This window comes from Megalodesulfovibrio gigas DSM 1382 = ATCC 19364, assembly GCF_000468495.1.
Taxonomy (GTDB): Bacteria; Desulfobacterota; Desulfovibrionia; order Desulfovibrionales; family Desulfovibrionaceae; genus Megalodesulfovibrio; species Megalodesulfovibrio gigas.
On the sequence record NC_022444.1, the window covers coordinates 1,425,637 to 1,448,959 of the forward strand.

General features: G+C 64.2%; 23 protein-coding genes. 12 read left to right on the forward strand and 11 right to left on the reverse strand.

Annotation, left to right across the window (positions count from 1 at the left end):
• Positions 1–10: 10 nt before the first annotated feature.
• Entirely contained in the window at positions 11–637 is a 627-nt protein-coding gene (gene cbiM / locus DGI_RS06230; RefSeq protein ID WP_021759961.1) for a cobalt transporter CbiM, read from the reverse strand.
• 204 nt (positions 638–841) lie between these two features.
• Here cbiM and DGI_RS06235 point away from each other — a divergent pair, with 204 nt between their 5' ends.
• From DGI_RS06235 to DGI_RS06255, 5 genes are all read left to right on the forward strand, one after another.
• Positions 842–1,159, forward strand: coding sequence for a FeoA family protein (locus DGI_RS06235; protein ID WP_081696948.1), 318 nt, complete (start codon positions 842–844; stop codon positions 1,157–1,159).
• A gap of 186 nt (positions 1,160–1,345) precedes the next feature.
• Positions 1,346–1,585, forward strand: coding sequence for a FeoA family protein (locus DGI_RS06240; protein ID WP_021759964.1), 240 nt, complete (start codon positions 1,346–1,348; stop codon positions 1,583–1,585).
• A gap of 4 nt (positions 1,586–1,589) precedes the next feature.
• Positions 1,590–3,686 (forward strand): ferrous iron transport protein B, encoded by a 2,097-nt coding sequence (gene feoB, locus DGI_RS06245; RefSeq protein ID WP_021759966.1) that lies wholly within the window; start codon positions 1,590–1,592, stop codon positions 3,684–3,686.
• Positions 3,687–4,055: 369 nt separating this feature from the next.
• On the forward strand, positions 4,056–4,484 hold the full coding sequence (locus DGI_RS06250; protein WP_021759968.1) for a hypothetical protein: 429 nt from the start codon (positions 4,056–4,058) through the stop codon (positions 4,482–4,484).
• A gap of 192 nt (positions 4,485–4,676) precedes the next feature.
• Positions 4,677–7,145, forward strand: coding sequence for a penicillin-binding protein 1A (locus DGI_RS06255; RefSeq protein ID WP_021759969.1), 2,469 nt, complete (start codon positions 4,677–4,679; stop codon positions 7,143–7,145).
• 126 nt (positions 7,146–7,271) lie between these two features.
• Here DGI_RS06255 and DGI_RS06260 read toward each other — a convergent pair whose 3' ends face one another.
• The 4 genes from DGI_RS06260 to metX all read right to left on the reverse strand — a co-directional run bounded on the left by DGI_RS06260 (position 7,272) and on the right by metX (position 11,201).
• Positions 7,272–8,522 (reverse strand): ABC transporter substrate-binding protein, encoded by a 1,251-nt coding sequence (locus tag DGI_RS06260; RefSeq protein WP_027193314.1) that lies wholly within the window; start codon positions 8,520–8,522, stop codon positions 7,272–7,274.
• A 209-nt stretch (positions 8,523–8,731) separates the two neighbouring features.
• Positions 8,732–9,124: a type IV pilin protein gene (locus DGI_RS19510; protein ID WP_021759971.1), complete on the reverse strand. Its 393-nt coding sequence runs from the start codon at positions 9,122–9,124 to the stop codon at positions 8,732–8,734.
• A gap of 279 nt (positions 9,125–9,403) precedes the next feature.
• Positions 9,404–10,003, reverse strand: coding sequence for a methionine biosynthesis protein MetW (gene metW, locus DGI_RS06270; RefSeq protein WP_021759972.1), 600 nt, complete (start codon positions 10,001–10,003; stop codon positions 9,404–9,406).
• Positions 9,993–11,201, reverse strand: coding sequence for a homoserine O-acetyltransferase MetX (metX, locus tag DGI_RS06275; RefSeq protein WP_021759973.1), 1,209 nt, complete (start codon positions 11,199–11,201; stop codon positions 9,993–9,995). The genes metW and metX overlap by 11 nt, the downstream gene beginning before the upstream one ends.
• 93 nt (positions 11,202–11,294) lie before the next feature.
• On the opposite strand from metX, the gene DGI_RS06280 reads away from it, so the two are divergent.
• On the forward strand, positions 11,295–11,954 hold the full coding sequence (locus DGI_RS06280; protein WP_021759974.1) for a methyltransferase domain-containing protein: 660 nt from the start codon (positions 11,295–11,297) through the stop codon (positions 11,952–11,954).
• A 280-nt stretch (positions 11,955–12,234) separates the two neighbouring features.
• Here DGI_RS06280 and dinB read toward each other — a convergent pair whose 3' ends face one another.
• The 3 genes from dinB to DGI_RS06295 are packed head-to-tail and all read right to left on the reverse strand — an operon-like array spanning position 12,235 to position 14,806.
• Positions 12,235–13,494 carry a DNA polymerase IV gene (gene dinB, locus DGI_RS06285; RefSeq protein ID WP_021759975.1) on the reverse strand — a complete coding sequence of 420 codons (1,260 nt, stop codon included), beginning with the start codon at positions 13,492–13,494 and terminating at the stop codon, positions 12,235–12,237.
• Between the two features lie 31 nt (positions 13,495–13,525).
• Positions 13,526–14,011 carry a D-glycero-beta-D-manno-heptose 1-phosphate adenylyltransferase gene (rfaE2, locus tag DGI_RS06290; protein ID WP_021759976.1) on the reverse strand — a complete coding sequence of 162 codons (486 nt, stop codon included), beginning with the start codon at positions 14,009–14,011 and terminating at the stop codon, positions 13,526–13,528.
• 15 nt (positions 14,012–14,026) lie between these two features.
• Positions 14,027–14,806, reverse strand: coding sequence for a YkgJ family cysteine cluster protein (locus DGI_RS06295; protein WP_021759977.1), 780 nt, complete (start codon positions 14,804–14,806; stop codon positions 14,027–14,029).
• A gap of 149 nt (positions 14,807–14,955) precedes the next feature.
• Here DGI_RS06295 and DGI_RS06300 point away from each other — a divergent pair, with 149 nt between their 5' ends.
• Both DGI_RS06300 and DGI_RS06305 read left to right on the forward strand, forming a co-directional pair.
• Positions 14,956–15,768, forward strand: coding sequence for an ATP-binding protein (locus tag DGI_RS06300; protein ID WP_021759978.1), 813 nt, complete (start codon positions 14,956–14,958; stop codon positions 15,766–15,768).
• 199 nt (positions 15,769–15,967) lie between these two features.
• The gene (locus DGI_RS06305; RefSeq protein ID WP_021759979.1) at positions 15,968–16,372 is read left to right on the forward strand and encodes a hypothetical protein; all 405 of its coding nucleotides are present in this window, start codon (positions 15,968–15,970) and stop codon (positions 16,370–16,372) included.
• A 188-nt stretch (positions 16,373–16,560) separates the two neighbouring features.
• On the opposite strand, the gene DGI_RS06310 is transcribed toward DGI_RS06305, so the two are convergent.
• Positions 16,561–17,952, reverse strand: coding sequence for an MBL fold metallo-hydrolase (locus DGI_RS06310; protein WP_021759980.1), 1,392 nt, complete (start codon positions 17,950–17,952; stop codon positions 16,561–16,563).
• Between the two features lie 160 nt (positions 17,953–18,112).
• On the opposite strand from DGI_RS06310, the gene DGI_RS17050 reads away from it, so the two are divergent.
• A complete protein-coding gene (locus DGI_RS17050) occupies positions 18,113–19,576 on the forward strand; it encodes a ferredoxin reductase family protein (protein ID WP_021759981.1) in 1,464 nt (487 codons plus the stop codon).
• Between the two features lie 14 nt (positions 19,577–19,590).
• Here the strand turns inward: DGI_RS17050 and DGI_RS06320 are convergent, their stop codons facing one another.
• The gene (locus DGI_RS06320) at positions 19,591–19,863 is read right to left on the reverse strand and encodes a TMEM165/GDT1 family protein (protein WP_021759982.1); all 273 of its coding nucleotides are present in this window, start codon (positions 19,861–19,863) and stop codon (positions 19,591–19,593) included.
• 176 nt (positions 19,864–20,039) lie between these two features.
• Between DGI_RS06320 and DGI_RS18720 the strand changes: the two genes are divergently transcribed.
• Positions 20,040–20,195, forward strand: a complete 156-nt coding sequence (locus DGI_RS18720) for a hypothetical protein (protein WP_021759983.1) — start codon at positions 20,040–20,042, stop codon at positions 20,193–20,195.
• A gap of 8 nt (positions 20,196–20,203) precedes the next feature.
• Here the strand turns inward: DGI_RS18720 and murJ are convergent, their stop codons facing one another.
• On the reverse strand, positions 20,204–21,493 hold the full coding sequence (gene murJ, locus DGI_RS06325; RefSeq protein WP_021759984.1) for a murein biosynthesis integral membrane protein MurJ: 1,290 nt from the start codon (positions 21,491–21,493) through the stop codon (positions 20,204–20,206).
• 205 nt (positions 21,494–21,698) lie between these two features.
• On the opposite strand from murJ, the gene DGI_RS06330 reads away from it, so the two are divergent.
• Both DGI_RS06330 and DGI_RS06335 read left to right on the forward strand, forming a co-directional pair.
• Positions 21,699–22,793: an FAD-dependent oxidoreductase gene (locus tag DGI_RS06330; protein WP_021759985.1), complete on the forward strand. Its 1,095-nt coding sequence runs from the start codon at positions 21,699–21,701 to the stop codon at positions 22,791–22,793.
• 18 nt (positions 22,794–22,811) lie between these two features.
• Positions 22,812–23,321, forward strand: coding sequence for a 4Fe-4S dicluster domain-containing protein (locus DGI_RS06335; RefSeq protein WP_021759986.1), 510 nt, complete (start codon positions 22,812–22,814; stop codon positions 23,319–23,321).
• Positions 23,322–23,323 lie beyond the last annotated feature (2 nt).

Genomic DNA, 23,323 nt, shown 5'->3' on the forward strand with positions numbered 1-23,323 from the left:
CAAGATCGCATCATGCCCTCCCCGCCGCAGTCGGCGAAAGCGGCAGGTGCAGCAGCTCCGGTTGTACCCGGGCCAGAAACTGCACCACCGCCACGGTGACGGCGCCTTCGATGAGCATCACCGGCAAATGCGCTGCCAGCAGCAGCATGGCCGTGGGAACGAGGGCCTCGCCGGTGAGGGCCAGGCAGGCGGAGGTGAGCACCGCGGCCACCCCCACGGCGCCGAAGCCCATGCAGAATGCCGCCACGGCGCGCGCCCGGCCGCCTTTGGCCAGCCAGGGCCTTGCCGCCAGCCAGCACACCAGACCGGCACTGGCCATGGTGGCGGTGTTCACGCCCAGAATGGTCAGCCCGCCGTACTGGAAGAGCACGGCCTGCAATAGCAGTGACACGAAGATGGCCGGAAATGCCGCCCAACCCAGGATGGCGGCCAGCAGCCCGTTAAGCACCAGGTGCACGTTGCCCGGTCCCAGGGGCACATGAATGAGGGAGGCCACGAAAAATGCCGCCGCCAGAAAACTGGCCGTAACAAGCTGTTTTTCGTCCAGCTTCTTGAGCCCGATGCCGATGCCGGCGGCCGCCACAGCCCAGCCGGCCACCAGTACCGGCCCGGCCAGCACGCCTTCGGATATGTGCATCCTGCCCCTCCTTGCGTCTTCTTTGCTGTGCTGTACGCGCCGGTGGTGGCGGAGTCAACGGTGCGTATGCATGTTGCGTCACAATTTGCATAAACGTGCGAACGAAGAGGCGGGCGCGGAGTAATGCAACACGGTTGCACAGACAAATCAATGACATAGAACTTGACAATCAATCTCATCGAGGCTATTCCATCATGCATGCACATGCTTCATCGTCCAGACACAGCCCCTCAGGTGCTGCCTCTCAGCAAGGTCCCGGCCGGGGCCACCATCCGCATTGTCCAGGTGGGGGACTGCCCGGCCATGCGCAGCCGGCTGCTGGCGTTGGGGCTTACGCCGGGCTCCACCGTCAAGGTGGATTCCTGCGGCTGCGGGCAGTGCTGCCTGTGTGTGCGCGGGGGGCAGCTGGCTATCGGGCACGGCATGGCGGAAAAGATCATGGTCCGCGTGCTGGACCGCGGGGCGGCTGCATCGGATCTGGCCTGCCCGTCGCGGCCGTGTTGCACGCGTCGCGGCGGCTAGAGCCTTGTACTTTTGAAGAAGGACGTTGCGAGTGGGGAAGCCTTTTGCGAAAGGTTCTCCCCCGAGAACTCCTTTCAAAGATGCCTTGCCCTAGAGCCTTGCCGCGTTGCTATTCTTTCTATTTGATGGCCCGTCCGGGCAGCCATCATGCAAAAATTCGTTCCAAATTGGCAGGAGATGCAACCCATGTCACAAATCGTATCGCTTCGCGTGTTGCAAGTGGATCAACTGGCCACCATCGCCAGCGTGACGGCCAAGGGCGAGATGGGCCGCCGCATCCGGGACATGGGTCTTGCTCCCGGCGTGCAGGTGAGCGTGTCTGGCCGTGCGCCGTTGTATGATCCCGTGGCCCTGCGTGTGCTGGGGGCCACCATCAGTCTGAGAAACAATGAAGCGGACCATATCCTGGTCCAGATCGAGGAGTAGCCCCATGGCGGCGAAACATACCGCCAGCGTGGCCCTGGCCGGCAACCCCAATGCCGGCAAGACCACGCTGTTCAATGCGCTGACTGGCGCGCGGCAGCATGTGGGGAACTATCCGGGCATCACCGTGGAGCGCAAGGAAGGCGTGGCTGTGGTGGACGGACGGGAGGTCCGGATTCTGGATCTGCCGGGCACGTACTCGCTGTCTGCCTATTCGCCCGAAGAGCTGGTGGCGCGCAACGTGCTGGTGAGCGAGCGGCCGCAGGTGGTGGTGGGCGTGCTCAATGCCGCGTGCCTGGAGCGCAATCTGTACCTGGCCGTGCAGCTCATGGAGCTGGGCGCGCCCCTGATGCTGGCCCTGAACATGATGGACGAAGCCGAAGCCCAGGGCATGCGCATCAACATGCCGCGACTGGCCGAGCTGCTGGGCGTGCCTGTGCTGCCGCTGGTGGCCAAGCGGGGCAAGGGCGTGCGCGAGCTCATGGCGCTGGTGACGGCCCGGTTGGATGCTCCGGTCCAGGCGACACCCCTGCATGTTTCCTATGGGCCGGATCTGGATGTGGCCCTGACCGGCATGCAGCGGCTCATCGAGCAGCATCATTTTCTGACCGACCGCTACCCGGCGCGCTGGATCGCCCTCAAATATCTGGAAGAAGATGCCGAGGTCCTGGCCCAGGGCCGGCAGGCCGGGGCTGTCTCCGCACAGTTGGAGGAGATTGCCGCCAAAACCGCCACCCATTGCCGCAACACCCTGGAAGTGGAGCCCGAAGCCATCATTGCGGATTACCGGTACGGCTTCATTGCCTCCCTCATGCGCAAGGGCGTGCTCTCGCGCGAGGTGGCCGAAGAACGCCGGGCCTTTTCCGAAAAGGTGGATCGCGTGCTCACCCAGCGGATGCTGGGGCCGGTGCTGATGTTCGGCATCCTCCTGGGCTTGTACCACGCCGTCTTCACCCTGGGGGAAACGCCCATGGGGTGGATGGAGATGGTCTTCGGCTGGCTGTCGGAAACGGCCTCCGGCGTCCTGCCCGAGGGGGCGTTGCGATCCCTGATCGTGTCCGGGATCATCGAGGGCGTGGGCGGGGTGTTCTCCTTTGTGCCGCTGATCATGATCATGTTCTTCCTCCTGGCATTCCTGGAAGATACGGGATACATGGCCCGCGTGGCCTACATGCTGGACCGCGTGTTCCGCATCTTTGGCCTGCACGGCAGTTCGGTGATGCCCCTCATCATTTCCGGCGGCGTGGGCGGCGGCTGCGCCGTGCCGGGCGTCATGGCTGCGCGCACCCTGCGCAGCCCCAAGGAACGGCTGGCCACCATCCTCACGGCCCCGTTCATGACCTGTGGGGCCAAACTGCCGGTGTTCATCCTCGTTACCGGCGTGGTGCTGCCGGATCATCAGGCCTGGGGCATGTTCGCCCTCACCCTGGCTGGCTGGGCCATGGCGCTGGTGGGCGCGCGCGTCCTGCGCTGGACGGTGATTCGCGGGCCGGCCACGCCCTTTGTCATGGAATTGCCGCCGTACCGTTTCCCCACCATGCGCGGGCTGTTGATCCACACCTGGGAACGCACCTGGCAGTATATCAAAAAGGCCGGGACGGTGATTCTGGCCATCTCCATCCTCATCTGGGCGGCCATGACGTATCCCTCCCTGCCGGAGGAACAGGCGGCAGCCCTGCCGGACGAAGCCGCCATTGCCGAAGCAAGCCTGGAATATTCCGTGGCCGGCCGCATCGGCAAGGCGCTGGAGCCTCTCTCCAGCCTGGCCGGGTTCGACTGGCGGACCAACATTGCCCTGGTGGGCGGCTTTGCAGCCAAGGAAGTCATCGTCTCCACCCTGGGCACGGCCTATTCCCTGGGCGAAGTGGATGCGGAAGACGCCAGCAGCCTTTCCGAACGCCTGGCTGCGAATCCGAACTTCACCATGGCTGCGGCCATCGCCCTCATGCTCTTCGTGCTCATCTATGCCCCGTGTTTTGTGACCGTGGTGACCATCTGGCGCGAAAGCAACTGGAAGTGGGCGCTGTTTTCCACCGCATACAGCACGGTGACGGCGTATGTGCTGGCTGTGGCGGTGTTTCAGGGACTGTCGCGCATATTGTAACGACTGCATTGACATGATGCCAACGCCGATGGGGGAGCCGCCAGGTGCCGCCGTCGGCGTTGTCGTGTTGCAAGGAGAGCGGAAATCCGCCGCCGTCGTCCTGTTTGCGGGGCGTTACATCTCGCCACCACAGCGACAACACCGCTACGACTCTGATAGCAGCGGGCATTTGGTGCAATACGATCATTTTCTGCAATGAAGCCCGAACCGCTTGCCAAAAGCAATCTGCAATGGTAAGTGCCGAACAGGGAAGACTGCCATTGGCTGCCCGTGTCAAGTCGATGTTGCATGGCATGTAAGCGCCTCTGCACACAACAGAGGTGTTTCAAGTCATTGTCGCCCATGCCTGAAGGTTTCTGGAGGTTCGTCATGCGCCGAATGCTACTGTTCATGCTCGTCATCCTGTTGTCCATGCCTGCGATGGCACGCGCCCAAGGGCAGGAAATGTATTTGAAAGGATACATCTATACCCTGAATGGCGAGCGGCAGCAGGTCTCCAAATTCCTCAATGTTGGCTTTACGGAATACCATTTCATTCACGACGGCATTTACCGCGTGGTGAAACCGCACGACATCAAAAGCATCGAGAACCGCGGCATGGACAATCTGGTCATCACCATCCGCGGGCATCGGCCCTCGCGCGGCAGGGTGATGGACGTGTTTCCCGGTGCTGCCATCCAGGCCATGACCGGCGACCTCAACGGCAAGGTCAGCTTTGAATTTTACGACAAGATCCAGGGCCAGATGAAGCGCGGCGAAGTCTCCTGCGACGAAGTGAAGCTGCTGGTCTTCGAATAGATTTTCTCTCCACGTCCTGCATCAATCCTCTTGCCGGCGGAAGCCGGACGGTGCCTCCCCGTCCGGCTTCCGTCTTTTTTTTGCATGCTCTTGCAATGCACGTCCCAACTGCGTAAAGTCGGGAAGACTTTGTGCCGATGAGTTATATGCATTTTTGGAGGCAGTGGTCGAGGGCGGGGAGCATTCGTCTCTATGAAAATACGCTACTATCTGGCCTGCTTCGGCCTGCTTGTCGTGTTTCTGCTGGTCGCTGCTGCGTCCATTGCCTGCTTTGGCCTGTACATGTGGGTCACGCGGGATTTGCCGGATTTCCAAAAGCTCACCGATTACGAACCCAGCCTTGTCACCACTGTTTACGCCCGCGATGGCCAGGTGCTGGGCTATCTGTACCGCGAAAAACGGTTCCTGGTAACGCTGGAGGACGTGCCCGCGCATGTGGTGCGAGCCTTCCTGGCCATGGAAGACCACACCTTTTACGAGCACAAGGGCGTGGACTTTCCGGCCATTCTGCGTGCCGCCCTGGCCAACTACGAGGCCGGGACCATCGTACAGGGCGCGTCCACCATCAACCAGCAGATCATCAAGCAACTGCTGCTGACGTCGCAGAAAAAATACGAACGCAAGCTCAAGGAAGCCGTGCTGGCGTTTCGTCTGGACAGCCGGCTGACCAAGGACGAGATCCTGACCATTTACCTTAATCAGGTCTTTTTCGGGGCAGGATCCTACGGCGTGGAGGCCGCGGCGCAAACCTTCTTCGGCAAGCATGTGGGCGAGCTGACCCTGGCCGAAGGCGCGCTGCTGGCCGGCATGCCCAAGGCCCCCAGCCTGTACAACCCCTACACCAATCCGGAAAAGGCCCAGAGCAGGAAGCAGGTGGCCCTGATGCGGCTGCGGGAACTGGGCTGGATCACCACCACGCAGTACGAAGATGCCTTACGCCAGCGGCTGGAGTTCAGGCCCATGCCGGAACCTTCCTGGGGTCTGGGCGCGTACTATCTGGAAGAGGTGCGCCGCCAGCTCATCGAGATGCTGTCCCGCGAAAACGTGCTCAAAAATGGCCTGCCCCTGGACCGATACGGCGAGGATGCCGTGTACGAAAAAGGGCTGCACGTGCACACCGCCGTGGATTTGCAGCACCAGGCCGCGGCGGAGATGGCCCTGCGCTTCGGGCTGGAAGAGTACACCCGCCGCCACGGCTGGAGCGGTCCGGTGGAACAATTGAAGCCGGACCAATGGAAGGAATTTCTGGAGCGCGAACCGACCGCCGCCGATCTGGAGCCCGGCAAGTGGCTGCAGGCGCTGGTGGTGGGCCTGAAGAACGGCGGCGCCGAGCTGCGCATGGGCAGCCGCCGGGGCTTCATTCCGGCATCCTCCATGGCCTGGGCGCGCTGGAAAAAAGGCGGGCTGCGTCCTGGGGATGTGGTGTGGGTGAGCGTGGAAGGGCCGGATGTGTATATGGTGGACCTGGACAAGGCCCCCGCCGAGCAGGCCGCCGCCGCCCGCAAACTGGAGGATCTGCGCCAAGCCCTGGTCAGGGACCAGATCCTGCTGTGTGCCCTGCGCGAAAAGCCCCAGGCGCAAGGGGCTGTCATTTCCCTGGAACCTCCCACCGGCGACGTGGTGGCCGTGGTGGGCGGCTACGATTTCAACGACAGCTGGTTCAATCGCGCCACCCAGGCTCGCCGGCAGCCTGGATCGGCCTTCAAGCCCATTGTCTTTTCCGCAGCGCTGGAGCACGGCTACACGCCCAGCTCCACCGTGCTGGACAGCCCCATCACCGTCGGCTCCTGGAGTCCGAAAAACTATGGCGGCGGCTACCTGGGCCCCATGCCCATGCGGGTGGCGCTGGCCAAATCGCGCAATCTGGTCACCGTACGCATGGCGGCACAGATGGGCATCCGCAAGGTTATCGCCCATGCCCGCAAGCTGGGGCTGGAAGGGGAGTTTCCGCCGTACCTGCCCATCTCGCTGGGGGCGCAGGTGTTCACGCCGCTGAATCTGGCGCAGGCGTACACCGCGTTTGCGCGGGACGGGTCCTACGTCAAGCCGCGGTTCATCCACAGCGTACGCAAGGCCTGGGGGGAAGAGGTGCTGCGTATCAAGCCGGAGGCCGTGCGGGCCATCAGCCCGGAAAACGCCTACGCCATGGCCACCATGCTGCAGGGCGTGGTTCAGGCCGGCACCGGCACCCGGGCCAAGGTGCTTGGCCGGCCCGTGGCCGGCAAGACCGGCACCACCAACAACGAAATAGACACGTGGTTCATGGGCTTTTCGCCGTATCTGCTCACCGGCGTCTATGTGGGCTTCGACGAGCTGACGCCCATGGGCAAGGGCGAGACCGGCGGACGCACGGCCCTGCCCATCTGGGCCGCCTATCGGCTGAAGGTGGAAGGCATGTACCCCGTGCAGGACTTCGCCGCGCCGCAGCTTCTGGATCAGACGCCGACGCTGCGTGTGGCTGCCGTCACGGTGACGGATGATCTGATCCACAACGATTTCATGCCCTTTCCCCACGCGGAAAAGGCGGCGCTGGTGCAGGGGCAGGGCGGCGAACCCAGCTACGGCGTCAGCGTGAGCGAGTCGCCAGCGCCCCGCCCGGCCACCCGCACCAAACCGCCAAGCGCCACCACCAGCGAAGAGCTGCTCAAGTCCATGTTTTAGAGCAGGTTAATTTTGAAAAGGACGTTGCGAGAGGGGAGAACCTTTTTGCAAAAGGTTNAGAAAGGTTTTCCCCCGACAGTTCTTTTCAAAAGTACATTGCTCTAAACGCATCCCCGCCGTACTGCGTCAGGGCATGCCGTTCATGCGGATGCGGTAATTTCTGGCCGCCTCGGCAAAGCGGCTGCGGATGGCCTCCAGATTGGCCGGCACGGGGCCGGATGGCGTAGGCGCGAACACAAACAGGCGCTGCGACGCCATGCCCCGGGCGTTCCAGCGCAGGGGGGCCATGCTCCAGGCCATGTGCTGCACGGCCTGCAGGCGGGTGTTGATCCACTGCGCGTCGGCATTGGCCGGCAGGGGCCCCATGGTGGCGGCAAAGCGGATGAAATCATACCCCAGGGCATGCCAGTAGTCCGGCTTGGCGCCAAGGGCGGACACAAGGGCGCGGGCCTCGGGCGCGGCGTTGCCCTCCCACCAGGCGCCGGGGAACATGGCCAGCCGGAAGGGCTGCTGATCCTCGGGGCGCATGGCCAGGGTCTGATCCCACAGCGCCGAGCCCAGCACGAGCATGTGGTCTTCCTGATAGTACGAAAACAGCGGCACCAGCATTTGCGCCTGGGACCATGCATCCGGCAAAAACACGGCTTCCATGCCCGGATGCCGGCCGCCAGGAACGCCCGCGGCATAGCCTTGCTCCAGAAACGCCGCCACCTGCCGGTTCCAGCGCAGGGGCTCGGCCGGATCATACGCTGCGGCAGCCTTGGTGAGCATTCCCATCTCGCGCGCAACATCCTGAAACAACTGCGCCCGGCGTTGGCCGAAGGACTCGTCCGGATACAGCACGCCCACGTCCTTGACGCCGAAGTGATCCCGGGCCGTGGTGAGCATGGTCTCGATGTGGTCCCGCGGGCTGGTGAAGAAGCGCCAGGCATCCCGGCCTTCCTGGGGCAGGCCCGTGGGGAACTCGGGCATCAGGGCGAACACCTGCCGCCTGGGGGCCAGACTCAACAGGGGCATCAGATCCTGCGCCAGCATGGGACCGCCGATGAGCACGGAGGGCGAGGTGCGCATCACCTGATCCAGCCAGTCGGCGGCGGCGGTGTCCACAATCTGCAGTTGCACCCGCACGCCGTCCCGGGCCAGACGGGCCACGGCAATCTGCGCCCCGGCCGCCACCTTGCTGGCGAAGGCCCCATAGGCATTGCCCAGGGGCAGGACCAACAGCACGGTGACGGGCTGTGGCGTCGGTGCGCTGCGCGTTTCCAGCAGGCCGCCGGATTGCGGCGACGCAGTGCGCGAAGGGGCTTGCCGGCCAGCGCAGCCGGCAACAACCATCAATGCGGCCAGAAGCAACAGGAAGCACGATCTGCTGAACATGCGCGGCACTCGCAGTGGCTGCAGGGTGGGAACGATACGTGCCACCCATATACACCGGAATAGCGCGAAACGGAACGAAAAAAAGCCGCACCGCCTTTCAGGGCCAGTGTCGGCAGGCTTGTCCGAGGGCAGTCTGACGGCTCAACGCAACAAGGGGCAGCCATGGGCTGCCCCTTGCATCGGGTGGTGTTTGGGTCAGTCGCGTCCCGCTAGTTGTTGTCGGGGCTTTTCCACGTTGCTACCCCGTCAGTGCCGATGGTGAAATCGGGATGGGTAACGGTGATGACGATATCACTACCGCTCGCAGCGCAAGCCAGGACGTAGTCGCCAGTCACCCCAGTAGCTTTGCAAGCAGTTTCAATGACACCAGGCACGACCTTCCCGGTTGCGGCGTCAACGTTGGAGCTACCTCCATCCAGCAGCGCTTTGGCATAAGCCAGGGAGCACTGGGACATGGCGCCTGCGATGATGCCGGCAGCGCCCTTTTTAGCGGCAGTCAGCTGCATGTCGTTGTACTTGGGGACGGCCACGGCGGCGAGGATGCCGAGGATGACGAGGACGGCGATGATTTCGATGAGGGTGAAGCCTTGCTGGTTCCGCATTGTCTTTCTCCTATTGTACGGGATGAGAAAAAGTGCCCAGGGAGTTGCGCACGGATGCTTGCCTAAAAGCAACCGGCGTGCCAACGAAAACCCTTGCGAAGCTGCTCTTCTATCATCTGAAATAAAAAGATTTTTATTTTGGGCTACAAATTTTGTAGCTTGCCAATAGGTCTGTAGCATCAAAAAATGGAGGAAACTCTCCAAAAAGTGATGCTCCAAAAAATGGAGCACGCGGCGGGCAGGTGGCCAGGGCGCGGCGATTCGATGCCGTGGCGCGCCTCATCTCGCCCCCAGCAGGAAGATGCCATACCGGGCCCGCCAGGATTTCCACAGGCTGAGCACGTGCCCGTCCTGGCGGCGGTAGTCCGTATCCAGGGCCGCTTCCTCCAGGATGGGCAGCGCGTGGGCTTTGCAGAATGCGCGGAAGTCCTTGAGGGTGATGACGCGGATGTTGGGCGTGTTCCACCATTCGTAGGGCAGTTCGCTGGTGCGCGGGGCCTGGCCCGAGAGCAGCAGTTGCATGCGGATGCGCCAATGGCTGAAGTTGGGGAAGCTCACCACCCCGCGCCGGCCCACGCGCAGCATCTCCTTGAGCAGGATGGCCGGCTTGTAGACCTGTTGCAGCGTCTGGGAGAGGACCACCACATCAAAGCGGCCGTCGGGGTAGTCCAGGATTTCCGTATTGATGTCGCCCTGGATGACGGACAGGCCGCGCCCGATGCACTGGGCCACCTTGTCTTCGCCGTGTTCAATGCCCTGGCCGCGCACGCCTTTGTGGGCCTGCAGATGGGCCAGGAGCTCGCCGGAGCCGCAGCCCAGGTCCAGCACGCTGGCGCCCTGGGGAATCCAGCTGGCGATCTGTTGCAGATCAAACCGCATGGCCGGCCTCCATGCGCAGTTTTGCCTGGGAGTGATCCAGGAAGTTGGCGATGAGGGCCGAGAGCCGTTCGTTCTGGAGCAGGAAGGCGTCGTGCCCGAAGTCGGCGTCTATCTCCATGAAGCTGACGTCCCGGCCGGCCTTTTTCATGGCCTGGACCAGCTCCCGGGAGCGGTAGGTGGGGTAGAGCCAGTCCGAGGAGAAGCTGATCACCAAAAACCGCGCCTGGGCCTGGCTCATGGCTCCGGCCAGGGAGCCCTGGCCATGCTGGGCGGCAAGGTCGAAGTAGTCCGCGGCCTTGGTGATGTAGAGGAAGGAATTGGCATCGAACCGTTCCACAAACTTGCGACCCTGGTAGCGCAGGTAGCTTTCCACCTGGAAGTCGGGCAGGTCCAGGTCGAAATCGAAGCTGAAGGCGTCGCGATCCTGCAGGCGGCGGCCGAACTTGCGGCGCATGGCTTCGTCTGAAAGATAGGTGATGTGGCCGACCATCCGGGCCACGGCCAGGCCTGTGCCGGGTTTGCTGGAGTCGGTGTAGCGGCCGCGGTTCCAGTTGGGATCGGCCATGATGGCCTGCCGGGCCACCTCGTGGAAGGCGATGTTCAGGGCCGAGTGCCGGGCCGTGGTGGCCAGGGGGATGGCGGCGTAGACCATCTCCGGGTAGCGGCAGCTCCAATCCAGCACCTGCATGCCGCCCATGGAGCCGCCCACCACGGCCAGCAGGCGCGGGATCCCCAGATGGCCGATCAGCTCGCGCTGGGCCTTGACCATGTCCCCGATGGTGACCACGGGAAAATCCAGCCCGTACAGGCCGCTGCCGTCCGGCTTTTCGCTGGCCGGACCGGTGGAGCCCATGCAGCTGCCCAACGCATTGGAACAGATGACAAAGTATCGATCCGTGTCGATGGGTTTGCCAGGGCCGACCATCAGCTCCCACCAGCCGGGCTTGCCGCTGCCGCCCTTGGCGGGGTCGTGATAACCGGCCACATGGGCATCGCCGGTGAGGGCATGGCAAATGAGGATGGCGTTATCGCGTGCCGGCGTCAGGCGGCCGTAGGTCTCGAAGGCCAGGGTCACGGGGGCGAGGAGCTGGCCGCTCTCCAGCAGCAGGGGCTCGCCGGAATTGGCAAAGGTGAAGGACTGCTTCTCCACAATGCCCACGGTGTTGGCGTCGGCAAAGCCGTCAATATATTCGCTCATACACGGATGGTGCACCATTGTCGCGGCTGTTGCAACCCCTGCAATGCACGAAGGCGGTTGTGCCGCATCGCCGGGCCTGATAGCACCGCAGGCATGGATACGCGATCTTCCACAACATCGGATGGCTGGACGCTGAACTGCGGCAGCGGCAAATCCTTCAAGCCCGACTGCCTGAATGTGGACATCAACCCCTTTTGGCAGCCGGACATCGTGGCCGATCTGGCCCGGCCGTTCCCGCCCACGCCGGAGACGGTCTATTCCAGCTCGCGCTTCGGGGCGGTGCGGCTTGCGCCGGGCTGTGCGGCGCGCATCATCGCCCATGACCTGCTGGAACACCTGCCACAGGTGACGACGTTTTATGAGACCTGCCTGCGCCTGCTGGCCGAAGGCGGGCTGCTGGATGTGGTGGTGCCATACGACCTGGCCCACGGCGCCTGGCAGGATCCCACCCATGTCCGTGCATTCAACGAAAACAGCTGGTTGTATGTGACGGACTGGCACTGGTATCTGGGCTGGACCGAGGCGCGTTTCGAGCTGGTGTCGCTGGAATACCGGTATAGCCAACTGGGGCAGCGATTGCTGGATAAAGGCAAAGATGCCGAGATGATACGCCGCAGACCCCGGGCCGTGGACGCCATGGCTGTGCTGTTGCGCAAGCGCTCGCTCACGGACAAGGAGCGGGGCAAGGTCGCGACGCGATGGGCGAAATATCTGGACCGGCCCGCGGATTTCACTCCGTCGCAGGCGGGATAAAAAAATAAAAAATAACCCTTTACAACGCTGCGGTTGTGGTTATCATGTAGTCAGAGGCAAGGAAACGGCACCTGCAACGGAGGGTACGAAGAAATAATGAAAGCCATCGTACACACGGCAAGCGGAGTTGCCCACGGGGTCGCCCGGGATATTGTCCTGTAGAGCGCGACCAACTAGAGAGGATGAGGACAACAAAGCCACCTCGTCCCGCCGGATACCCGGCAAGAAAGATCTCTTATCCTGATCCTCAACCTTAACCGACTTCGAAGATAGAACAAGACTATTCCTCAGAGCAGTCCTTCTCCAAGCCGCCGGGGTTCTCCCGGCGGCTCTTTTGTATGGATTCGCGATCATGCGTACCCACCGCGCGGCCTCGCTGCACGGCTCCCCGACCAAAACGGGCCTCGATGTCATCAAGCGTCTTGTCCAGCGTCTGGCGGCGTTCCTCGCGTCGGGCCTCGGCATCGTCAAAGAGCGGCAACTGCCGCGGCAGGGCGAAAAAGCCGCTGGCAGACACGCCGATGAGCCGCAGGGGCCGGGAGAGCTTTTCCTTGTCCAACAAGGACTTGGCCACCTCGAACAAGCCGTCGGTGCTGGCCACGGGCAGCTCCACGGTCCGGCTGCGGGTGATGCTTTTGAAGTCGCGGTCTTTGAGTTTGAGGGTGATGGTGCGGGCGGTGCGGCCGTCCTTGCGCAGCCTGCGGCCCACGCGGTGGCACTGCTGATACAGATGCCGGGCCAGCAGCTCGCGGTCGGCGGTGTCGTGGTCCAGGGTCACTTCCGCGCCTTCGCTTTTGGCGTCCCAGTGGGAGGTCAGCCCGCGGGGATCGATGCCGTGGGCGCGATCCCACAGGGCCTGCCCCCATTTGCCGAACTCTCGCACAAAAAACGCAGGGGAGAGCCGCCGGAGGTCTCCCACGGTGCGGATGCCCAGTTGCCGGAGCCGGGCCTCGCTCTTGCCGCCCACGCCGGGGATTTTGCCCACAGGCAGGGCGATGAGGAAATCATCGACCATCGTGGGATGCAGGACGAAGAGCCCGTCCGGCTTGTTCCAGTCCGAGGCGATCTTGGCCAGGAACTTCACCGGCGCCAGGCCCACGGAACAGGCCAGCCCGCCCGTGGCCCGGCGGACGGCGTCCTTGACGGCGCGGCCCATGGCCTCTGGCGGACCGAGAAAGGGTTCCATGCCGGTCATGTCCAGATAGGCTTCGTCCACGGAGGCCTGCTCCATGATCGGGGAGAACTGCGCCAGCGCGGCCATGGCCAGCCGGGAAACCTCGCCGTAGCGGCTGTGGCTGCCGTGCAGGAAGATGCCATGGGGGCAGAGCTTGCGCGCCTGGGCCGAGGGCATGCCCGAGCGCACGCCAAAGGCGCGGGCAGGGTAGGACGCCGCGCTGACCACGCCGCGCTCCCCCCCGCCCACGATGACCGGCTTGCCGGCCAGGGCCGGATTGTCCAGCACTTCTACGGACGCAAAAAAGGCATCCATGTCCAGGTGCAGAATCCAGCGCTGCCCGGCAGGGCAGGAGGGCGCGGCCATGGCCTGTCTGCGGTGACGATCCGGGAGCCCGCTACCGGGCGTTCCGGATGCGGTCGATGATGCCCGTGGTGGAGACGCCCTCCACCAGCGGCAGGGAGACGGCCTTGCCCCCGCGGGCTTCCACCACGTCCCGGCCCACGATGGCTTCCACGGGCCAGTCGCCGCCCTTGACGAGGATATCCGGCTGCAACTGGCTGATGATGTCGTACGGGGTGGCGGCTTCGAACCACGTCACGTAGTCCACCATCTCCAGGTGCGCCAGCATGAACATGCGGTCGGCCAGGGTGTTCACCGGCCGGCTGGGGCCCTTGACCAGCACGCGGACCGAGGCGTCGGAGTTCACGGCCACCACCAGCACGTCGCCCAGGGTGCGGGCCTGGGTCAGCAGGGTGACGTGGCCGGGGTGCAGCAGATCAAAGCAGCCGTTGGTGAAGACGATTTTGCCGCAGCTGCGGCGCGTCTCCAGAATTTCAGCCAGCTGGTCAGGGGAATAGATCTTGGGATGGGGTCGTTCCATGGCGGCGGCCTCCTGTCACTCGGTTCGGGGGCGCAGCACTTTGCTGCGGCCGTAGAGCAAGAACTCCAACCAATGGTAGGCAAAGTCAATGGTGGCGTATTCATCGGCCAGGATGAAGGCCTGGCGCTCCTCGGGGAGGTCCAGCCTCTCAAACAGCCGGGAGTTACGGATGAATTCCTGAAAATTGTCGGGCTGGTAGAGGCCCATGAGGGCCATGGCGCTGCGTTTGCGGTCCAGCAGGCGGCCGGTCTGGCGCTGCATGGCCATGAGGGCCATATAGCGGTCGTTTTCTTCATTATAGATAAGTAGTTGCTGGTCGGCATACCAGGCGGAAGGCGTCCAGTGCTTGTCCTGAACAAATCCCTGGCAGTGCTCTTCCTGGACCAGAAAATATCGCTCCTTCACCTGGCCATCCTCCAAACGGGAGGCGCGGCCCAGGGGATAGGCGCGGCAGGCGCCGGGCCGGGCGTTGTACACGCTGCAGCCTTCTGGACGCACAAAGGGGCAGCGCTTGCGCTCGTCGTCCAGCATGGTCATGAACACCAGGGGAAAGCCGGTCTGCGGGTGCGTGCCGGAGCTGGCGTGCCGGCTTAAAAATTCCTGGCTGCCCAGGTTCAGTTGCCGGCGCAGCATGAGCACGTCGTACGGGGTGAGCATGAGGGTGAGGTCGCTGCAGCAGGCATTGAAGCAGGGCACCTCGGGATGACAGGCGAAACGGAAGGCCTGGCCAGGGGCAATCTCCGGCAGGTCCTGCAAAAACTGCTCGGTTTGATCGGGCGATGACGGTTTGGACATGGAATCTCCTCAGCGTGGCGTGATGCATGTGTCCCTAGTCATTTTTTGCACCACAGGCAAATCGCAAAAAAATGCCTATTCTTGACGTGCGTCAACGTCGCAGGTCCGGTCATGGTCTATTGTGTTTTCAGAGCCGAAGGAGGCCCCCCATGAAAGTGACGCGCAAGATCATCGAAATCAACGAAGACCTCTGCAATGGCTGCGGCGCCTGCGTGCCCGGCTGCGCCGAAGCGGCGTTGCAGATCATAGACGGCAAGGCCAAGCTGGTGGCGGAACTGTATTGCGATGGCCTGGGCGCCTGCCTGGGACACTGCCCCACGGGCGCGCTGCAGGTTGTGGAGCGCGAGGCCGAGGAATTCAACGAAGAGGCCGTGCACGAGCGCATCGAGACCCTGAAGGAGCCCCAGGCGGCCCCGGCACCCCGTCCGGCCAGCATGCCGTGCGGCTGCCCCGGATCCATGGAGCGCAGCTTCGCGCCCAGGGCAACGCCGGCGCCCCAGGCCGCTCCCCAGACTGTCTCGCAGGCCGTCTCGCAGCCTGCTCCGCAAGCGTCCGCGCTCACCCATTGGCCCATCAAGCTGGAGCTGGTGCGGCCGGAAGCGCCCTTTCTCCAGGGTGCGCACCTGCTGGTGGCGGCGGATTGCGCCCCCGGCGCGGCGGGAGATTTTCACAGCACCCACCTGCACGGCCGCGTGCTGACCCTGGGCTGCCCCAAGTTCGGCCCCGCAGCGCACTACCAGCAGAAGCTGGCCGCCATCCTCAAGACGGCCCGGCCCGCCTCGGTGACGGTGTTGCGCATGGAAGTGCCCTGTTGCGCGGGCCTGGCAGGTTTGGTGGACGACGCCGTGCGCCTGTCGGGATACACCGGCCCCGTGGCGGTGCAGGTTTTGGCCTTGGACGGCACGGTCAAGGCTGATGGCCCGGACCTGGCGCCCTTCGGCGGCATGCGCATGGCCATGTAACGAATTGACGCAGTATGACATGCCCAAGGGGGACCCCTCTCTGCACGAGACGGGTTCCCCTTCACGCGTCTGCAGCGCGATTGCATGGCGGTCCCAATCCGCCACTGTTCGGGCCGTCCCACGGCTTGACCCGGCCGCGCCGGAGTGCGAAAATCCTTCCTCGCGCATTCCGAGACATCATTTTTCATGAGGAACAAGCATGATCGTCATTTATGACTTCGACCAGACCATGGCCATGGACGGCCCCATCAGCTACCTGAAGTTTCAGGAAAAGCTGCACCCGATCAACATGCTGCGCATGAAGGCCTATTTCGCCCAGGCCATCGACACGCACGGCCGCTACGCCCGGTTGGAAGAGCTGATCCAGGGCGACGCCACGGTGCGCGATCACCTGCTGGAGGAGCTGAATCGCTTCGCCATCGTGCCCGGATACAGCCTGGACACCGCGGAGGGCATGGCCGAGTTCCTGACGTTCCTGCGCTTTTTGTTCAATGTGAACCAGCGCCAGGTCAAGCGCGAGCTGTGCGACATGCTCATGGACGGTGAAAGCGATCACCATCACCACCACGAGCACGGCCCGGACTGCGGCTGCGGCGGGCATTAGAGCATTTTATGCTTGGGGAAGATCTTTGCGAGAGGGGAAACCTTTTTGCAAAAGGTTCTCCTCTCTCGCNCTCGCGCTCTCCCCTTCCAAAAATTTTATAGTAACGAGTGGTTACTATAAAAATCTTTGGGGAGGGGGTCTGGGGGAACCCCTTTCTGCAGAAAGGGGTTCCCCCAGAATCAGCGCAGCTATGCATTCTCCAGCCGGCAGCCCAGGGCCATGCAGGCGGCCATGGAGCCCAGGCAGTTTTCCACCGGCCCGATGTGCGCCCGCAGCAGCAGGGACGCCGCGATGACCGCCCGCCGGCCGCTGCCGCAGAAGCAGGTCACGGGCCTGTCCGTGGGCAGGGTGGTCAGCTTGCGTTCCAAATCCCCCAGATAAATGGGCGTGGCTCCGGGCAGGAGCCCATTGGCCCATTCGCCCTCGGCGCGCACATCCAGCAGGGTGAAGTCTTCGTTGGCGTCGATGCGCCGCACCAGCTCGTCCACATGCACCGAAGGCAGGGATTCGTACGTGAAGCCCGCCGTTTCCCAGGCCGGCAAGCCGCCGCTGAGGAAGCAGGTGACGTTGTCGTATCCCATGCGATAGAGCTGGGCCACGGCTTCATCGGCCTGGGCCAGTTCGTCGATCACCAGCCCGATTTCCTTGTCAAAGGTCAGGAAATAGCCGCAGTAGGCGCTCAGCATGTCCAGGGGGAAGCAGTAGGAGCCCGGCACGTGCGCGCCGCCGAAGGCCTCGGGGCTGCGGATGTCCACCACCTGCATGCCGGCGGATTTCTTGTCCATGAAGGTTTTGGCCGATACCGGCGCGGGCTGGGGCAGGGTGGGCAGATCCGGCGCGCTGCCCAGGAGGTTGTATTCCTCCATCTTGCTGAAATACTGCGGCTTATGATGGATTTCCGCCATCTTGAACTGGATGAAGGCTTCTTTGTCCGGCAGTTGCAGTACGGTGTTGCAGCGCCGCTCGTGGCCGATGGTGGAGAATTCGCGTTCGGAGAGCGAGGCCCCGCACACCGAGCCGGCCCCGTGGGCAGGGTAGACGATGGTCTGATCCCCCAGGGGCAGCAGCTTGTTGTGGATGCTTTCGTAGATGTTGGTGGCGGTTTCGCGCTCCTGGCCGGGGAAAAAGTCCGTGCGGCCCACGTCGCCGATGAACAGGCAGTCTCCGGTGAACACGGCCACGGCCGTGCTTGCCCCGGCGGCGCCGGCGCTATGATCGTACAGCGCCACGGAGATGGATTCAAACGTATGCCCGGGTGTTTCCAGGACTTTGGCTTCCAGGCTGCCAAAGCGGAAGCGGTCGCCCTCCTGCACAGCCTGGCCGAAGGCGAAGGGCAGTTGCCGGCCGTGGCAGCACACTGCGCCGGTGCGGCGGGCCAGGGCTGCGCCGCCGCTGCAGATGTCCTCGTTGCGGTGGGTTTCGAAGATATGGGTGATGACGGCGCCGTGAGCGCGGGCGATATCCTGATAGATCTGGCAGTCGCGGCGGGGATCCACCACTCCGGCCTTGCCGCCGTGGCCGAAGATATAGGAAATATGGGCCAGACCGGGCGATCTGACGGGGATGATGAACATGGACATGCTGCATTCCTCCAGAGTTCAGTCCTGCGTGCACGACATAGGACGGTGAGCATTGGCGGCATTGTACCGTGATTCACCAATTCTGCAAGCGGGGAACTGCAGCGAAATAGAGGCGCGGCCGGACTTGCCCTGGACGGCAAAGCCTGCCACATCAATCAGCATGAAACAGACTGCTGCGCCATCCCTTGCCGCCGCCATGCTGGAGGAGGCCCGCCGCAGGCCCCGGGCCCGGCGGGTGTGGGCCGCCACCGGGATCCTGCTGCTCGTGTGGGCCAATCTGGGCTGGGTGCTCACCCGGCCGGAACACTTTGTCGCGCCGACGCTCATCACCGTCACCGGGGATCTGGGCAACTGGTTCGCGTTCAATGGCATTGTGTTTTTTCTGGCGCTGTGCTGGCTGGGGTCGCGCAATCCCTGGCTGGAGCGCAGCTTTGGGCTGGACGAGATGCTGCTGTTCCACCGCCGGCTGGCCATGGTGACGGTGGTGTTTTTCGCCGGGCATGCCGTGTTCCGGTCCTGGTCCATCTCCATGCAGATGGGTATGGTGTACGACCTGAGCCTGCTGTACCGTCTGCGGCTTTCGGAATGGCCGCTCACCCTGGGTCGGGTGGTGTATTTCGCCATGCTCGGCTGCGCGGTGCTGGCCTATGTGGGCCAGGCCATGCAGAAGCTGGCCTTCAGACACTGGAAACGGCCGCATCTGCTGTATTACGTGCTCTTCCCTGCCGGCATGCTCCACGCCATGCTCTGGGGGAACGACATGGGCAAGCATCCCCTGGTGGATTTGTGGTGGACGCTCATGGTGCTGTTTGCGGTGGATTGCGCCCTGCGGCTGCAGTACGTGCGCCGGCAGCGGCCCATTCTGCGCTGGCGGCTGGACGCCATGTACCGCGAGGCCGACCACACCGTCACCGCCGTGCTCACCCCGGCCACGTCTGCGGCCCGGAAAAGCGCATTGATCCGTCGCTGGCCCGGGCAATTCGCCGTGCTGCGGGTGCCGGATCTGGCCGGGATGAACGAGCCGCACCCCTTCACCCTCTCGGGTGCGGCCCCGGGCGCGGCGCATGCCGCCGCGGCGAGGGCCTTGCCGATCCAATGCACGATCAAGGAAGCCGGGGACTTCACCCGCAGTTTCCTGCGTCTGGCCCCGGGGACCTCCCTGCTGGTGGAGGGTCCGTACGGCAAATTCCTGCATGATGTCTGGTCGCATCGGGCCCTGGCGCTGCTGGCCGGCGGCGTGGGCGTGACACCCTTTCTGAGCCTGTTGCGCAGCATGGACGCCGCCGGCCAGCACCTGCCCACGGTGCTGCTCTGGTCCAACAAAAGCAGGACGGACGTCTTTGCCGTGGGCGAACTGGTGGCGCTGTGCCGCCGGCTGCCGCTGACGGTGGTGCACTGCCTGTCCCGGGAGACGGAAGACTTCGTGGCCCAGAGTCCGGCCCAGCAGGGCATGCACTGGCAGTCCGGCCGACTGGACACCGCCGCCGTGACCCGCTGGCTGACCGGAGAGGAAGGCTGCTACGCCTGCGGTCCCGAGCCCTGGCTGGCCGGTGTGCTGCGCAGCCTGCAGCAGGCCCACGGCATCCACCCACGCCAGGTGCGGCGGGAACATTTTTTCTGGTAAAACGAGCTGTTGCGCTACATCTTGTCGAAGTACATCAGCACGCCGATCACCACAAACCCCACGGACGCCACCTTCCGGATGATCTGCGGATCGACATATTTACACAGCACGCTGGCAAACAACACGCCCAGGAGACTCACCAGCACCAGCGCCAGGGATGCGCCCAGGAACACGGCCCAGGGTTTCTGGCTTTTGGCGGTTAGCAGCACGCAGGCCAACTGCGTCTTGTCTCCCAGTTCGGCGATGAACAGGGTGGCAAAGGCCGTGGCGGCAAGTTTCCAATCCATGATGTGACGCTCCTGTTGCAGCAGGCGTTGTTGCCGGGCCGCGGGTGATGATCCGGGCGGGGTGTGTCCATTTCATGCAGATGCCATGCAATGTCCACGGGGTTGTCGAAATTCTCTGCCATGGTCGCCGCCGTGGTGCATACCGGGTTTCGAACCAAAAGCAAAGGAGCAGTCCCGTGGCGCAGGAGTGTGAGGATAACGTGTTCTCCCTGGAAGAATGGAATCAGTTGATGCAGGAAATCAACCGGCAGGATCGGCAGTGGACCGTGTGGAGCGACGAGGAAGAGCCGCTGGTGTCGTCGGATTTTGATTGCCTGCCCTCGGAGATGTAGCAGCGCCGTCATCGCCGCCGCAGCACGGCATGGCGGCAGGCCAGCAGGGCATACAGGAACATGAAGGCCGTGGCCAGGGCGATGCCCGAGACGCCCAGCCAGCGCATGCACACGTAGTTGCCTGCCACGTTCACTACCACATTGCCCAGGGTGATGAGGGAGAGTTCGCCGTTGCGCCCGCTGGCCGCCAGGTAGCGGGAAAAGGCCCAGCTGGCCCAGCAGAAGGGCAGTTGCAGCAGGGCGCAGGCCTGCACCTGGGCCACCACCACGGCGTCTTCGGCCGTCAGGGCCCCGCCCTGGAACACCAGCCGCGCCACCGGCAGGGAAACAGCCATGCCCACCGCGGCCGCAGCGGCACCGCCCCACAGCAGCCGGCGTGCCCAGCATCGCAGCAGGGCCTGGGCGGCGGCCGTATCGTTCTTGCCTAGGTGCTCGGCATAATAGGGGAAAATTGCTGTGGCCACGGCCATGCCGCCCAGGGTGAGGGCCAGGGACGGCAGCTTGCCGCCGTAGTTGAGCACCGAGACTGCCCCGGGCCCGAGGGCGGAGGCCATGGCGCGGTCGATGATCTGTGAGGACGCCGCCGCGGACATGCCCGGCAGCATGGCCCAGCTTTGTTGCGCCACCCGCCGCAGGGCGGTGGTGCAGACGTCGCTGTGTCGGGCGGCGGGCCGCAGCCGCCAGCCCCGCCGGCGCAGCAGCCATCCGGCAGCCAGCACTTCCAGTGTTGCACCGGCCAGGGTGCCGCCGGCCAGCAGGGCGATGGTGTCGGCCTGTTCGCCCTGCGCCAGGGGAACCCCCAGGGCCAGCATGCAGGCCGCGGGCACGGCGCCGGGGATCAGTCCTGCCCCCAGAAATTGCCTGTCCGCCTGCAGCGCCCCTTGCAATGCGCCGGCCAGCAGGCCGGTGCACCACAGCGGGCTGAGCCACTGGCCCAGGGCGTTCGCCAGGGCCGGCGAGATCTCGGGCAGCATGGCCCGCAGCACCCAGGGCAGGGCCGCCATACTTGCGACCCACAGCAAGGCCCCTGCCGCCGCCGCGCCCAGGAGGGAGGCGACGAAGACGCGATCCCGCTCGGTGCGCCCCAGCCCGCCCACCAGCACCGGCACCAGGGACGTGCGCAGGGAGATCCCCAGGATGCTCGCGCCCATGGTCACCACCGTGACGGCCAGCACAAAGGCGTCCATGGCCGGGGAGGCTCCGAACAGGCGCGAGACGAGCATCTCCCGTCCCAATCCCAGGACGGCGACGACCGCCGACGCCAGACCGGTGACAATGGCCGCGCGGCCTACGGACATGATGATTCCTGCATGGCGTCCCTGTAGCAGAGTTCCGGGCGGGTAAACAGCCCTGCAGATTGTCGCGCCTGCCAGGGGCCGGCTTGATTTTGATCAATGCCGGGCGTCGGGCCTTCATGGCAGGATGGGCCACGCACCGTCTGGACTTGCGCGGCGGAAGGCGTATTCTTGGCCAAAACGCATCCTTCATTGCGGGAGTCGCCCCATGTCTGCACCCTCTGCGCCGAGTTCCATGCATTTTGCCTTTTTGCGGCCGGAACCATTGCCGCCCAATGGCCGGGCCGTGGCCATCGTGGGCGCGGGTCCCTCGGGCCTGGCTGCTGCCGGCTACCTGGCCAGCCTGGGCTATCAGGTAGATATTTATGACAAGCTGCCCAAGGCCGGTGGGCTCATGACCTTCGGCATCCCCTCCCAGCGCATCCCGCCCGGCCGCATTCAGACCGGGGTGCTGGAGCTGGAGCGCAAGTACGGCGTCAATTTTCATCTGCAGACAAAAATCTGCTGCTCCGCCCCCCTGCACGAGGAGGAGGGCGATCATTTTTCTTGCGATATCCGCGGGCTGGGTGAGCTGGTGGAGGATCACGACGCCGTGATCATCTGCACCGGCTCCTGGAAGTCCCGCAGTCTGAACATCCCCGGCGAGCAGTTGCCCGGGGTGAGCACCAGCCTGCAGTTCCTCTTTCCCATCCGCGCTGCCGGCTATGGCAAGCCCGGCGTCACCGCCCCGGCCGTGCAGGGGCAGGATGTGGTGGTGGTCGGCGCGGGGCATTCCGCGGCGGACGTGGCCCACAGCGCCTTGCGGCTGGGGGCAAGGAGCGTCACCGTCTGCTATCGCAAGACCCGGCGGGATGCACCCTGCGGGCTTTTCGAGGTTGAACAGATGGAGGCCGCGGGGGTGCGTTTTCTGGAACAGCACACCCCCTTGCGCTTTGAGGGGGAAGACAGCGTGACGGGCGTGGTCTGCCGGGTGCCGGGACAGGACGAGCCCGTGACCATCCCGGCCCAGGCCGCGGCCACGGCCATCGGCGAGATTCCCACCCCTCCCTTTGCCAAGGAATTGGGGCTGGAGAACGTGCGCAAGGGCGACGTGAAATGGCTGAACATGACGGCCATCGAGAATGTCTTTGTGGCCGGGGACGTGCTCACCGGCCCCAGCAAGATCGGCAAGGCCATTGAAAGCGGGCTCAAGGCCGCGCGCTCCCTGGCCAACTGGCTGGATCTCAAGGCCCAGTCCCGGCAGGCGGAATTCCAGGACGAAGAACGTGTGCCCCGGCCATCGCCCCGCACCTCCCCCCATTAACCTTCGCAGGATGGCCCCATGAGCGAATTTCCCGCCGGAAAAGTCCTGTATGTGGACTATTCCACCTGCATTGGCTGCGAGACATGCGAGACGGTCTGCAGCTTTTTGCACGATGCCCCCCGTATCCACATGACCCGCACCCGCGACGGGGTGCTGGTGCCCCTGTATTGCCGCCATTGCGAAAAGGCCCATTGCATCCGCGCCTGCCACCGCGGCGCCCTGGCCCGGGATCGCGACGGGGCCGTGGTGCTGCAGCCCATGCTCTGCCGCGGTTGCGAGACCCGCGAATGCACCCAGAGCTGCCCGTACGCGGCCATGGTGCTCACCAACAAAGGCGTGGCCGTGCGCAAGTGCGACATGTGCTCCGAGCGCCGGGCCATCGGTCTGGGGCCGGCCTGCGCCGCCATGTGTCCCACCGGGGCCATTCATTTTCTGGACCGCTGCGAGCTGGACTGCATCGAGACCGACGCCGCCAAGGACGCCGAAAAGCGCGTGCTGGCGCATCTGCGGCCGTCGGCGAACAAGTGACG